The organism is Synechococcus sp. A10-1-5-1 (assembly GCF_023115425.1).
Taxonomy (GTDB): domain Bacteria; phylum Cyanobacteriota; class Cyanobacteriia; order PCC-6307; family Cyanobiaceae; genus Vulcanococcus.
This window is the reverse complement of the sequence record NZ_CP096032.1, coordinates 1,339,496-1,353,428: the sequence shown is the minus strand read 5'-3', so window position 1 is coordinate 1,353,428 and position 13,933 is coordinate 1,339,496. Positions and strand designations below refer to the sequence as shown.

General features: G+C 57.9%; 9 protein-coding genes. 3 read left to right on the top strand and 6 right to left on the bottom strand.

Annotation, left to right across the window (positions count from 1 at the left end; all coding sequences use genetic code 11):
• The first annotated feature begins 85 nt into the window (after nucleotides 1-85).
• The gene (locus tag MY494_RS07390; RefSeq protein WP_247909592.1) at nucleotides 86-964 is read left to right on the top strand and encodes a WcbI family polysaccharide biosynthesis putative acetyltransferase; all 879 of its coding nucleotides are present in this window, start codon (nucleotides 86-88) and stop codon (nucleotides 962-964) included.
• Here MY494_RS07390 and MY494_RS07385 read toward each other — a convergent pair whose 3' ends face one another.
• A complete protein-coding gene (locus tag MY494_RS07385) occupies nucleotides 965-2,581 on the bottom strand; it encodes an FkbM family methyltransferase (RefSeq protein WP_247909591.1) in 1,617 nt (538 codons plus the stop codon). It lies immediately after the preceding gene.
• A complete protein-coding gene (locus MY494_RS07380; RefSeq protein WP_247909590.1) occupies nucleotides 2,574-3,911 on the bottom strand; it encodes a hypothetical protein in 1,338 nt (445 codons plus the stop codon). Before MY494_RS07380 ends, MY494_RS07385 begins: the two co-directional genes overlap by 8 nt.
• On the opposite strand from MY494_RS07380, the gene MY494_RS07375 reads away from it, so the two are divergent.
• Nucleotides 3,898-5,580 (top strand): hypothetical protein, encoded by a 1,683-nt coding sequence (locus tag MY494_RS07375; RefSeq protein WP_247909589.1) that lies wholly within the window; start codon nucleotides 3,898-3,900, stop codon nucleotides 5,578-5,580. The two genes, MY494_RS07380 and MY494_RS07375, sit on opposite strands and share 14 nt — an antisense overlap.
• On the opposite strand, the gene MY494_RS07370 is transcribed toward MY494_RS07375, so the two are convergent.
• Nucleotides 5,577-6,500 (bottom strand): hypothetical protein, encoded by a 924-nt coding sequence (locus MY494_RS07370; RefSeq protein ID WP_247909588.1) that lies wholly within the window; start codon nucleotides 6,498-6,500, stop codon nucleotides 5,577-5,579. The genes MY494_RS07375 and MY494_RS07370 overlap by 4 nt on opposite strands.
• A gap of 2 nt (nucleotides 6,501-6,502) precedes the next feature.
• Nucleotides 6,503-8,314: a phytanoyl-CoA dioxygenase family protein gene (locus MY494_RS07365; RefSeq protein ID WP_247909587.1), complete on the bottom strand. Its 1,812-nt coding sequence runs from the start codon at nucleotides 8,312-8,314 to the stop codon at nucleotides 6,503-6,505.
• A gap of 14 nt (nucleotides 8,315-8,328) precedes the next feature.
• On the opposite strand from MY494_RS07365, the gene MY494_RS07360 reads away from it, so the two are divergent.
• The gene (locus MY494_RS07360) at nucleotides 8,329-10,827 is read left to right on the top strand and encodes a glycosyltransferase (protein WP_247909586.1); all 2,499 of its coding nucleotides are present in this window, start codon (nucleotides 8,329-8,331) and stop codon (nucleotides 10,825-10,827) included.
• Here the strand turns inward: MY494_RS07360 and MY494_RS07355 are convergent.
• The gene (locus MY494_RS07355; RefSeq protein ID WP_247909585.1) at nucleotides 10,787-12,751 is read right to left on the bottom strand and encodes a glycosyltransferase; all 1,965 of its coding nucleotides are present in this window, start codon (nucleotides 12,749-12,751) and stop codon (nucleotides 10,787-10,789) included. The genes MY494_RS07360 and MY494_RS07355 overlap by 41 nt on opposite strands.
• Nucleotides 12,752-12,759: 8 nt before the next feature.
• Entirely contained in the window at nucleotides 12,760-13,905 is a 1,146-nt protein-coding gene (locus MY494_RS07350; protein ID WP_247909584.1) for a hypothetical protein, read from the bottom strand.
• Nucleotides 13,906-13,933 lie beyond the last annotated feature (28 nt).

Below are 13,933 nucleotides of genomic sequence, written 5' to 3'. Positions count from 1 at the left end.
TATCTAATCTATCAGAGTTTCCCTTCTGCCAACTAGACGGACAAACTCTGCCAGCACACTAGTATTCTCTCCCCCCTTTGACAACTTGACCGACTCAACATTTACGATTGTCGGAAACTGTCAATCAGGCCCACTAGCTAGAATACTGCAGCATCTTGACCCTGATCTCCAATACCGTTCGGTAAAACCCATCCATACCTTAGGACGAGAAGATTGGGAAGAGTTTTCTGAAACACTTAGATCCGTCAGTTTTATCTTTCACCAGCCGATTGGTGATAGGTTTCGTGAATACTCTATCTCTTCGCTGAAGGCAAAAATTGATCGCCCCATATATATTTCATTTCCTTCAGTTTACTTCAAGGGCTACCATCCATGGTTATTATATCTTCGGCTTCCTACAGGAGGCACGCTTCAAGGAGTTCTTGGAGATTATCACGATGAACGAGTTGTCCGATCTTACCTTTCTGGACACTCTGTTTTACAAGCATGCGAAGTATTTGATAATCAATACACCCTTGCACCCAACCATATTGATCTAGAATTTCAGAACCTTAGAAAAAAAGAGAGAGGCCTGGATTGCAAGGCTTGGGGCTACATATATAATCATTACCGCCAGAATAAGCTTTTCTATACGATGAACCATCCTGCCAATGATGTCTTGATTCATATTGCTAGGCAGCTTTTAGCTCGTGTTGGACATCCATTGTCACACGATAGATTAAAATTCGTACTCAACCTCAAAGACTACTTGTCGACCACATCAGCTCCCATCGCGAAACAAGTATTATTGCAGGGTCTCGAAGCCTCGGATAGTGGTAAATACAGTCGCACTGTGGCAAACAGTGTTTCTACCTGGTCCGTTTCTGAATATATCTCAGACAGTTTTGCTCTTTATTCTAAAACCCCTGATCTTGAAAAGATTCTGGCTTTCGCGCACAAACGCCGACAAGAAATGGGTTTCTAGTTACCAACAAGTGCAATCATCTGGCAGTACGTAAAGATCAACCCAGCCTTTCCCGTTGTGATTTAGCGACCTGACATACTCTGTAAAACTATAAGCCTGAGACGCCTCTATCGTCTTGTTTAGAACTTCATTTAGTCGAGCATTCCACGTTGTTCGAAGCGGTGCTTCAAACACTCTAAAACTGGAACACAGCCATTCGAGCTCCATAACGGTGTCGAACCCTTGGCTTTTTATCCAGTCTGGAGCAAACTCACATCGAAGCATCCATTTCTTGCGGCTTGTTAGTTCTCTATACCCAGATCTGATGACATTGATGTCAAACCCCTGGGTATCAGACTTTATAAACATAGAGCTTGAGAGAGGGACCTCTGCTATAATCTTGTCTAGGCTAATAACGGGTGCTACAACCTCTTGCCAATTCTTTGGCTTGACAACCCTGTTGTCTTGTGTTGAATGTGGGTTGATCCCAAGTAATGTTACCGGTTCATTGCAGGAGGATATCGCTGCTTGAATCAATCTTATGTCGCATCTATCGCCGACTTGGCGCAGATTATCCCTGATCAACTCAGCTAGTCTCGGATCTGGTTCCACTGCGTATATTCGCTGGACAGCTAACCTGCTGCTTAGCATTGCAGCTGTATGGCCATAATTCGCGCCAATATCAATTAAGACATTCGGCTTTAGACTATGGCGAATTAATCGCCAAATTGGCGAAACACTTTCTTCCTTATGGCTTCTTAGCTTGTAATGAGAGCCTCCAGTGTCTCGTGCATATACGGCAATCATTAGCTCGTCAATTCTGACTATCTCAACTTCTTCTCCAATCTGATCTAAGCGAAACCATGGAGGCTTTTCAGGTTCTGGATCCTTCCGGCCGTACCAGCTTGGTCTTTCCCCTGTGTGAAATGAGTCGTAAAACATTTCTGTGCTAGAGATGGAACTAATGCCTTGTTCCTTAATTCTTTCGAATGACAATGTCTCATTAAAGCCATTCCAGTCCACCAACTCCTCGGCAACAAAATATGCATTCAAAGGGCCGTGTATGTGCACTAACCGGTAGCTATGTCTTTCCGCTAGTTGTTTTAGTGCTAGCAGGGATGCTCCGTAATCCTTGCCATGGCTATATGTGTGATTCTCATTGTAAGCGAGAGTCGCTTCAATGTCTAAGTCTATGTGACAATTGTATTCGCATATCAGTAATGAAGGCCGCCTCTTCTGCAGAATCGCTAACATGCACCAGTAGTCCATGCCGTCCACATCGATTACGCAAGCTGACGGCATTTCTGGTACGCAGCACTCATCAAAGATATTATTAATATTGAACGGTGTCACCAAGCATCTTCTTGAAGTCCATTCTGTGCTGTTATTCCAAGGATATATCTTTTCCTCCTTGATTGCTCTCGAGTCGATAACTAGTAATCCCCCTTCCTTTTCTCTCGCAATTCTTCCCAGTGTGCCCCTGCCTAGTGTGCGTTGTCCGAACTCAACGAAATAATTGCTTTTCAGGTCAAGTATGTCTAAAAGGTGCCTAATTATCCCATCTTCCATTGTGCCCGGCCCCTCGCAGTGGTTGAGCAGCGGAAGGAGGTTCCTGAACTTGTTGATGTATTCATTCATGCTCTATGCTTATCTTTTGCATTATCACGGCCTTATTTGTTTCGGATGTTATTTGCCATTCCTTCTTTGTTAGCCACGGCACTGCAAGTGAGCCTTTACCTGACCACGTACCATTGTTTCTCCAGGTGTCATCTATCCCAATGATCCCACCGGTGCATATATGCTGTGAGACGTGCCGGCCAGCTTCAAGATGCATTCTATGACACTCTGCATCGTTAATCGGTTTTCCATAGTTTTCAATGTATGTATTCATTCTGATTTCTGAATGGCTTGTATGCCAGTAATCGTAAGCGTCTAGGTAGCAAGCTAAGACGGGCTTTTCCCACGTTTGTAGTACTTTCTCGCCTTTACCTGTGATCCAGATGGCGTTGCTTTCCCTGTGATCGCGTGCAAGAGCTTCGATATTTTCCTTGTCTAGGTCGATGCCAGCAAATGGCAAGTCTAGATCGTTGGCTAGCGCCAGCAATTGGCCAGTGCTACTTTGTCCTTCAATGATTTCCCTGGAGCAGCCTACTTCCAAGATCCATGGCCGTTCACCTGACCAAACTTGTAAAAGCTTAGGCAGCTTCTCCCGGCAGACTTGAATGAATATGCCATGCCCGTGGGTTCCTTTACTCCCAAGCCAGTTGTTGATGGCATCCAGTTTGCTCAGCAGCGTCGTGCTATCAGTGATTTGTGATCCTTGGTCGGGATCTCCTTCCTGGTCAGCAGCGAGCGCTGCTAACAGCAGCCCGCTCATCTGTTCCTGCAGCCCGACAGCGCGATTCCAGTCCACCCAGGCCGACTCCGCATTCGTTATCACTCGGCTGGTGTCGCTCGTAGCCACCACCTCTGCGCAGAGCTGCAGGCGCTGTTTCGGTCCTATCCCCTGGTGTTCCTTCAGAAGCCGCTTGAGGCCATAGATGGCTGCAAGGAGCCGCTGTTCCCGCGCCATTTCCAACGTCATTCCCAACGTCTGTGCCGGCGTGAGTGCCGGTGATCGAATCAACTTTGTACACGCTTGCCAGCGTTCATGTTCTGGTGAGCCCTGCACTTCGGGCTTGATCGCGTAATACACCATCTGATCCCACACCCCCAACTGCCCGGTGTCTCGCAGATGGCGCAGCAACTGATCCACTACAACTCTGGTGCTTTCCGGCGCATTGCGCAGCTGTGCGCGCCACACCTGCACTCCCTCCGCATAGGTCTTTCCCCGTTCGATCCAGTCGCCCGTATCGGTGTCTCCCTCCGGCTCCTCTGGCCATCCCGGTAGATGGATCCCCAGGGTGGCCAGCTGCTCGGTCAGGTTTGAGATCGATCCCACCGTTTCAAATAACATGAATGAAAGCATTCTCGACGTGGACTCTCTAGCGATCCATCGGAGCCTCACAGTCCTTGAAAACAGCTACCGGGAGCTGCGGGAAATTGGTGAGAAGCGCTTGGAGACCTGGGAGAAGGAAAAGGAAGAGCAGGAGAAGCTTCTGGTCGCCCAGGCCGAGGCGCTGCAGCAGGCCGAACAAGCTCGTGAAGAACAGGTCGCCAAGCTGCGGGGTTTCCAAGCCGAGCTGGACGCGCTCAAGGCCGAGCGCGATGCTGCCGGGAAAGAGAAGGCTGCTGCGGAGCAAAGCGCCACAGATCTCAGGCAACAATTCGCTGCGCAGGCCGAGGCGCTGCAGCAGGCCGAACAAGCTCGTGAAGAACAGGTCGCCAAGCTGCAGGGTTTCCAAGCCGAGCTGGACGCGCTCAAGGCCGAGCGCGATGCTGCCGGGAAAGAGAAGGCTGCTGCGGAGCAAAGCGCCACAGACCTCAGGCAACAATTCGCTGCCCAGGCCGAGGCGCTGCAGCAGGCCGAACAAGCTCGTGAAGAACAGGTCGCCAAGCTGCGGGGTTTCCAAGCCGAGCTGGACGCGCTCAAGGCCGAGCGCGATGCTGCCGGGAAAGAGAAGGCTGCTGCGGAGCAAAGCGCCACAGATCTCAGGCAACAATTCGCTGCGCAGGCCGAGGCGCTGCAGCAGGCCGAACAAGCTCGTGAAGAACAGGTCGCCAAGCTGCAGGGTTTCCAAGCCGAGCTGGACGCGCTCAAGGCCGAGCGCGATGCTGCCGGGAAAGAGAAGGCTGCTGCGGAGCAAAGCGCCACAGACCTCAGGCAACAATTCGCTGCGCAGGCCGAGGCGCTGCAGCAGGCCGAACAAGCTCGTGAAGAACAGGTCGCCAAGCTGCAGGGTTTCCAAGCCGAGCTGGACGCGCTCAAGGCCGAGCGCGATGCTGCCGGGAAAGAGAAGGCTGCTGCGGAGCAAAGCGCCACAGACCTCAGGCAACAATTCGCTGCGCAGGCCGAGGCGCTGCAGCAGGCCGAACAAGCTCGTGAAGAACAGGTCGCCAAGCTGCAGGGTTTCCAAGCCGAGCTGGACGCGCTCAAGGCCGAGCGCGATGCTGCCGGGAAAGAGAAGGCTGCTGCGGAGCAAAGCGCCACAGACCTCAGGCAACAATTCGCTGCGCAGGCCGAGGCGCTGCAGCAGGCTTCAGAAGAGGCAGGACTAATGCTTTTGCAGTTGCATCAAGTTCAGGGAGAACTGGAGCTGTATTTACTGAAGGATCAAGAGGCTGAGGTCCAGCTCAAGGCGATGAAAGAGGAACTGTGCGCGCAGGTCAAGTCGCTGGCGGAAGTACAGAAGTCCCGTGATGAGGAGATGCAGAAAAAGCAGGAGGCGTTAGCAGAGGCGGAGCTGACGCTGCTGCAGTTGCAGCATGTCAAGGACGAGCTGGAGTACTACTTCTTGCAGTCCCGTGGGGCTGAACAATTGGCGGCTGCCCAACAGGATCAATTGCTCCGAGCGCAGGCTTTGATGGTCAGGCTTCTTCCAGAAGCGGCGGCTTTTGCTCCTGCCGAACGTTTTGCGGTGGAAGTGTTGCCCCCCGCTCTTCCAACGGCGGCAGTGCAGACAGAAGCTCTTCTTAGCAGCTATGCCTCCAGCTTGAGCCGCGCTGCGGCCCTGCTGCAGCGGGCCATCAAGCGCTAGCGCGCTGGCCTGAGTAGTCGCCCAACCCATCCAGCGCGTAGAGGTTTCGCCTGGGTTTGCTGGCTCCTGATGCCATCGCGGCGGTTGAGTTCTTGCTCGAGACCGTCGAGGAAAAGACGGAAATCTTCCAAGGCCTGCCAGTGGCTTTGTAGATGCTTCGGTGCGTTCTGCATCTGTTCGTTGTGGCTTGCTGCACCCATCGGCATGAGTTGCGTGCTCGCTGCACGCTCAGGCACCACCACCTCTTGCTCCTGCGGTAAGCGATACATCCCCGCAGGATCAAAGCTGCACCACAGCTCGCTTCCACTCCAGCTGGCGGGAAGAGTGCTCAGGCTCAGCTGGAAGCCGCAGCGCTCCGCCATCCCCTCCCGCCATTGCTGGCACTCAATCGAGATGGGTTCCCGACCTACTGCCTGCAGCCAGATCTGGGCTGGCTTCGCTTGGCCGCGTCGCGCAGCCCAGCCTTGTAATTGGCCACCCACGAGCCCATCAAAGTGCCCTTCAAGCCCCAGAGCATCACTCTGGAGCAGCTGACTTAGCTCCACTGAGGTGTCTGCCTTCTTGCCAATCAGTCTCAGATCCGCCTGATGGCGGCCATCGGCGCTGAGCGCCAGCAGCCGCGCTGGCTGGCTCCAATCCAGGGGAGGCAACTCCGCGGGCAAGGCCAGCGAAAACCCTGGAGTTCCCTCTCTGCCCAATTGTTCGCAGACATCGGGGCGGCTCTGGTCGACCTCGGCCCGCGCGATCAGGTGGGCGCCCACCAGCAGCCGCACCTCATGGAAGGGCTCAGAGGCCCCAAACACCCAACCCGAGAGGCGCCCCGGCAACAGATGTTCGATGCCGCCTTGATGGCCGCCATCACCATCGTGTTTGAGCCCCAGATAACGCTTCAAGCGCCGCCGTTTGCTGCCCATAGTCATTCCTACCTCCGGCCATCCTCGCTTAGATCGAGCGGCGACAGCCGCCACTGGTCGCCTAGGAGATCGGCATCGCTGGTGTGCAGCAGCGGTGTGGTGTAGCCACACCCTCGGAAGTAGTAGTGGCTAACCTGGCTCCAGCGGCTGCGGCGCTTGTTGCACACAGCGGAGCCCCCGTGCAGCAAGTTGGCGTGCCAGATCAGCACCTCCCCTTTGCGCGCAAGGAACACGTCCTCTCGATATCCTTTGTGCTGCACTAGGTTCCGCCAGTGCGGCTCGAACAACCGCTGTGGGGCTATCTCCGCCTTGAGATTCTCCTTACTGATCCCTAGATCTCGGGCGCTCAGATAGGGCTCGCGGTGGCTGCCGGGGTAATAGAGCAACGGGCCAGCGTCAGCCTGGATGTCTTCCAGGGCCACCCAGATGCCGCACATGAATCCGTGGGGCAGGCTATGGAAATGCACCGCGTCGCTATGGAAGTGCTGCGCCGTGCCGTTTGGGAAATTGAGTGTTTGAAAGGGAAACGGATCGCGCCCATAGAGCACTCGCAATGCCGCCAGAATCTCGGGGTGGCAGGCCAGCTGCCGCACCCGCTCGATCCCCAGATGCAACCAGGCGTCCTGAAAGCGCTGAGGCGGCAAGCGGCCTTGTGACAAGGCTTCTAGATCCACCAGGGGCTCCAGATCACCCCGTAGTTGATCCACTAGATCCAGCCAGTGGGGATCTTGCAGCTTCAACGTCCCGAAACCCTGGTGGTGTAGCTCCAGGGCCAGCTTGGTGTGCTCACCAAAGCAGCCAGACGCCGCCAGTGCTTCGCAGTGGGGCGCATCGATCAAGGGGCAGCCGCTGAGATCGAGGGCCTTTGGTTTGGGGCTGCTCTTCACAACGGGCTGTGCCGGCAGGATCAACTGCTTCAGGCGTTGGGCGGGGGTGGGGCGCCACTGGCCCGTGGCCAGATCCCGTTGCTGTTTCCAGCGCCTGCGCCCCTGCCCGAAGCTCTGCATCGGCGAGCAGAAGCGGCAGCCTTCAAATAGGTAGTGGCTCACCTGGCTCCAGCGGCTCAGCTGGTGATCGATCACCGGCGCACCGCCATGCAGCAGGTTGGCGTGCCAGATCAGCACATCGCCTCGCTTGGCCAGGAACGGTTCGGGTTCGAATCCCCCCTGTTGGAGTTGCTCCTGCCAGTAGGGCTCAAACAGCCGTTGGGGATGGGCTTCGGCTTGGATCTGCTCGCGTGTGAGCCCCAAGTCAGCGGCGGAAACGTAGGGCAAGCGGTGGCTGCCGGGGCAGACCAGCAAAGGCCCCGCGTCTGGCGTCACGTCCTCTAAAGCCACCCACACCCCAGCCATGAACCCCTCGGGTTCGCTGTGGAAGTGGGTGGCATCGCTGTGGATGGGCTGGTTGCTGCCCACCGGGAAGTTCAGGGTTTGAAAGGCAAACGGTTCCCGCCCGTAGCAGCAGCGCAAGACATCCAGGATTTCCGGATGCAAGGCCAGGGCCTTCACCGCCGGTGTGCCTGGGTTGCGCCAGCCCTCGCTAATGCGGATGCGTGCATCTGCCCCTGTGCGCCAGAGGCTCAAATCCACCAGAGTCTCCAGCTGCAGTCGCACCTGATCCAGCAGGCTCAGCCACTGGGGATCCTTGGGGCGTAGCAGGCAGAAGCCCTGCCGGTGCAGCTGCAGGGCCCGGCCGCTGTGGGTGCCAAAGACGCCCGTTGCAACCAGCTCGAGGCAGTCGCTGCGATCGATCAGCGGTCGGCTTCGATCGGCTCCCAAAGCGCAGTCCAGGTCGTGCCTTGAGAATAGAGAGGCCCGCATCGAACGCCTGCGCCATGGCCTCCCGCCCAGCGGTGTCTGTGTTGATGCCCTGCCTCAATCCCGGAAGGTTTCTCGATGAAGCCATCGTCAGCGCCTTGGCGCAGCCTGAGCTCCAGCAGCTGGTTGTCGCCGATGGCGGTTCCGATACCGCCACCCTGGAGCGCCTGGAGGGTTGGGCCAATCGCGATGCGCGGGTGCTGTGGTGGTCGAAGCCGGATCAGGGCCCTGCCGATGCCCTCAATCAGGCCCTCGCGCACGCCACGGGTGACCTGATCGGTTGGCTCAATGCCGATGACTGTTATGCCCCAGGGGCCCTGCAGCGGGCCGTGGCCGTCTTCAGCCAGCAGCCTGCGTTGCAGATGGTGTACGGGCACGGCCAGCAGATCGATGCCCAGGGACGGTTCCTAGGCCTCTATCCCAGCCGGCCGCCTGCCGTCGGCCTTGCTGGCTTCCAGGAGCATTGCTTCATCTGCCAGCCCAGCGTGGTGCTGCGGCGCTCGTTGCTGGAGCAGGTGGGCGGCTTCGATCCCCACTGGCGCTGCGCTTTTGATCTGGACCTCTGGTTGCGGATCTTCAAGCAGGCCCCAGATGCGATCGGCTTCATCGATCAGGTGCAAGCCTCCACGCGTCTGCATGTCGCCACGATCACTGCTAACCAGCAGCTGCGCGTGAATCTCGAATGCGCCCAGTTGCTGTTGCGTACGGCTGGAACGGTGGCTCCCCATTGGCTTGAGACCGCGGCCCGTGCTCTCGTTGATGCGCATCCAAAGGTCAATGCCAAGCAAGATCGGCGATGCCTTGAGGCACTCGCGCTTCCCGCTTCACTCGAGCTGGCCTGCTTCGCGAATTGTGAGCAGTTTCGGGCTGAACAAAGGCGCTCGCGCGGCCAGGAGCGGATGAATCGCGGGCTCCCCCTTGCGATTCAGACCCTGCTGAGCGGCCGCCCTGACCTACTGGCCCTGGGTTGCCACCGGCCAGAGCAAGAGCGCCTGCTCTGCAATTGGCTTATTGCCCACGGCACGCGCGAATATCCCCAGCTGTTTAGAGGCGATGCGCGCTCGATAGAGCTCTATCGCTGGCTGGTTCGCCCTGGGCGCAGCAGCAGCCTCTGTCGCCTGAGCCAGGCCCTCTGGGATCAGCGCCCTGAGCACCAAGGGCGCTGGCACCGCCGCAAGGATGCCCGGGCCTATCAGCAATGGCTGCAGCAGCACTGGGATTCGCTCTCCCTGCCTTTGCCCAGCTACAGCACCATCTTTGATCTTCCCCCGCTCTCGAGGTTCAGGCGCTTGTGGCCTAAGCGTAAGCGCAAGCCCACGCCATCGGGCTTGCCTGGCGTGAACCTGGTGGGCTACGCCAGCTATGCCCTTGGCATCGGCGAAGACCTGCGCACCACCTACGCAGCCCTGCACACCGCCGCTGTGCCCGCGGTGGTGCTGGATTTCGCTCCCGGAAGCAGCTTTGACCATCGCCGCGAGTTGTCGCTTGAGGCGGTGATTCAGCCGGAGGCCCCTTTTGCGACCACGCTGGTTTGCCTCACCCCTGAAGAGCTGCTGCGCTTGCTCGAATCCGAGCAGGGCCATGCCTCGCTTCCCGGGCGCTACGTGATTGGCTACTGGCCCTGGGAGCTGCCGGCCTGGCCCAGGGCCTGGTTGCCGGCCCTCAAGCATGTGGATGAGGTGTGGGTCTCAACTGCCCACATCGCCAACGCCCTGAGGCCCCACACCCGGTTGCCGCTGCGGGTGATGCCGCTCTGCGTTGAGCCTCCTGGCCATTGCCTTGAACCGCTTGCACCGGTGCAGCGCTTGGCCGCAAGGCAGCAACACAACCTCGATCCTGAGGCCACGTTGTTCTGCTTCAGCTTTGATCTGAACTCCCACCTGGAGCGCAAGAACCCCTGGGGCTGCATTCGTGCCTTCCAGCAGGCGTTCCCACCGGTCCTTGCCGGAGGCGAGCGAATGGATGTGGGCCTGGTGATCAAGACCTATGCCCCCAGCGAAGCCCACCGCGACTGGGAGGAGCTCAAACGCCAGTGCCAACTGGATCCACGCATCCGGCTGATTGAAACCACCCTCAGCCGTGATGAGCTTCTCTCTCTCTATGGCTGCTGCGATGGTTTTCTCTCCCTGCATCGCGCCGAGGGTTTTGGCCGAGGCCTGGCGGAGGCCCTGCAACTGGGGCTGGATGTGATCGCCACCAACTGGAGCGGAAATACTGATTTCTGGGATGGTCCCCTGGCCCATCCCGTGCCCTACAGCCTGGTGCCTGTGCCCCCCGGGGCCTATCCCCATTGGCCTGATCAACACTGGGCTGAGCCTGATTTACCGGCAGCAGCCCGCCTGATCCGTTCGGTGGTGGATCGCCGTCAGAGAGAAGGCTTGCCTCCCCGCGCCTGGGCGGCTGGCTATCGCGATCGCTTCTCCGCTGCGTCTTGCGGGCAGCGTTACCGCGCTCGCTTGGACGAACTGGGTCTGCTCAGCGCACCAGGGGCACCCCGCTGCGCAGAGCCAGGCTGAAATCAGCGGCCTCCAAGCTGCAGTGGGGGCTATAGGCCTGGTCTTGGATGAGTTCAGCCCCCCATCGCTGCTCCATCACCTTCCATTCGCGCCTCCATTGCCGGAATGCCGCCCCCTCGGGCCTGCCGCGGCTTTTCGATTCGTGGTGAATGGCCCGAACCTGCGGCAGATACAGGTTGCGCAGGCCATGGGCTTGCGCCCTGAGGCCTAGATCCACGTCGTTGTAGTTCACAGCCAGTTGCTGCGCATCCAGCCCCCCCAGCGCATCCCAGGTTGTGCGGGAGATGGCTAAGCAGGCCGCTGTGACCGCACTCACCTCCTGCGCCAGTTGCAGGCGTCTGTGATATCCATTGGCAACCCCTGGGAAATCCTGGTGGCCATGGCCCGCTAGCCCACCAACCCCAAGCACCACACCGGCGTGCTGAATTGTGTGGTCGGGATAGAGCAGTTGTGCCCCCACACAGCCGATGCCTGGCCGCAAGGCCTGGGAGGCCAGCTCGTACCCCCACCCTGGATGCAGGAACTCCACATCGTTGTTGAGCAACAGCAGCACCGATCCCTGGCTGTGTTGCACCGCCAGATTGTTGATGGCGGAATAGTTGAAGGGCCCTGCCGCTTTCACGACCACCTGTCGCCGCTCGGGGCTGCTGGCCGCTCCAAACTGCTGCAGCCATTGCAGGGTTTGCACCTCCCGGCTGCCGTTATCGGCAATCACCAGTTCGATCGGGCAGCCGGGATTGTGCTTGTCGATGGAGCTCAGACAAGCCTGCAGCAGCTCCAGTCGATCCCGCGTCGGGATGATCACGCTGAGACAGGTGGTCTTGGCGAGAGAGAAATGGAGGCGATAGCCCAGGCCACCAGCAGTCACACTGGCTTGGCCACCTTGGGGTAGGAACGGTTCGAGTTGCTCCGGGTTCAGCGGTTCTTGTACAGAAGCTCCCTGGCGGTGACTCAGCACCATCGGGATGTGGCCGATCTGATCCATTGGGTTGCTCAGCTGTTGCTGCAGGGTCAACACCAGTTGCTGCCAGCTTTCAGGAGATTGGGCGGGTGCTGAGGCCAGCCATCGGTTCCAGAGTTCTGCGGCAACAAACCAGCAGGAGCTGTAGTGGGGATCGCACCAGCACAACTCATGGTTCCAGGCCGGTTTGAACTGAGGGCACTGCCGCTCACCCATTGGGGTGAGTTGGTCTTCATCGCCGTAGAGCAGCTGCGCTCCTGGCTTCTGGCGCTGCGCTGCGGCAACGGCCTGAAGGGTCCATGCCTTAAGAGTCACCCCCGGCTGCGTGGCAACAAGCCAATGGCCAGCAGGCAAGAGTTGCGCGGGATCCCCGAATTCATAGAGGTGGAACTGGTCTCGCTCTGCTGCTGAAAGCGGCGCCAGGGCCTCGACCGCAGGCTGCTCCACCAGGCGTTGCCAGCGCTCATAGGGCACGAGTGCGTGGCGTCTGGCTTGGCCGGCGAGCAGTTGGTTGTACTGGCGCCACAGTTCGGGTTTTGTGCCTGCAGCCTTGAGGCGTCGCCGGATTCGCCGCCATGCATCCCAGGCTGGAATCCGCAGCAACCAGAGTTCGTCTAGCCGCAGGGGCTGCTGTACCCGCTCGAGTTCCAGCAGCAGATGGGCGGAGTGCGGCAGACGCACAACGCGCCAGCGCCTTCGCACCGGATACATCGGCCTGCCCTGCCGAAATGAGGTCTGCCCCTCTGGGACCAGCCAGCCGGTGCAGCGGCGATTGTCGCCGCGATGGCGGATGCCAAACAGGTACCAGCCGCGCTTCAGGGGCGACGTTGTTCGAAGCCAGAGGGTTTGCGTTTCGTCAGCGTCGAGAACGCAGTGCGATGGCTTCACGCTGCGCCAGGTTGTTTCTGCCGCACTGGGTGGTGTCGCACACCAACGCCAATCGCGGTGCGATCGCCATGGCACCAGCCAGCTCAATTGCGGTGGCTATCGGCCATCCCCAGCAAAAACTTGGTGAGGGCAACACCAACCAGCAGGGCAGTCAGCGCCGTGAAGAAGCCCTTGTGACGCCAGTATTGCCATGGTTCCTGCGGGAGTAAGGGCTTGGAGAGCACTGCCATGAAGCGCTGTTTCTGCAGGCTGTCAACGCGGATCTGTTCTGCCGCGGAGATGGAGGCCTTGTATAGATCGTTGGCAAAATTCAGGCTGTTTTCCAGCTCGGCCTGTTTCACGGCTTTTTGGTTGAGGTTTTTGCCTAGCGGGCTCACGAGCTGGCTGCGTTCCCTTTGGATCTGGCCTTGTAGCTCCTGAACTTGTGCTTGCACTGCTTCGATTTCAGGGGCCCGCTGATCCACGAACTGGCGCCGAAGGGTGGCTAGCTCAACCCGCTTTTTGGCGAGCTCTCCTTCGAGCGCGGAAATAAAGGCCTCACTGCCTTGGCCCTGGGAGCGGGCATCGAGGAGCTTGTTTTGGTTTTGGAAAGCTAAAAGCTTGCCGCTCGCTTCTTGGACGCGCTTGCTATTGAGAGCGACCTGCTCCTGCGCAAAATCTAGTTGTTTCTTGTAAATATCCTGATTCAATCGATTGACAAACTCGTCCGCTTGTTCGATCAGGAACCGATTGAATCGCAGAGCTATTTTTGGGTCGAAGGCAAGCGTACGCACGGTGAGTTGACCAGAGGTTTCGTTGAGCGAAACCGTGATCTGGCGGCGAAAGGTGTCGTAGACCTGCTCGCGTGTTGCCTGTCTGCTCAGGCCTGGGTAGAGATCTGGGAAGCGCTTGGCATAGGCCTGCCGAAAATTGAATGACTTTTCCAGGTCCTCCAGCACCTGCGGTGATTCCAGATAGGTCTTGAGATAGCGCGCATCTTCGAGCGATTGTTGATTGCCGCCGCCTAGGAAGGAGCCAAGTGAGAGGGTCGCTGGGGAGCTGTCATTTGCTTTGCGAACAACGACTTCTGAACGCACGAAGTAGCGATCTCGACCGATGGCATAGAAGTAGAGAAAGAGTGCAGCGAATGGAATGCCGAGAACTAGCAGCAATTGCCGCTGAGATTTTGGTTTGAATTTGGCGAGGCTTGGCAATGATGTCCCGTCGTCTTTGGCTTGACGGGATTTCATCAATAATTTGACTCCTAAGATATCACGC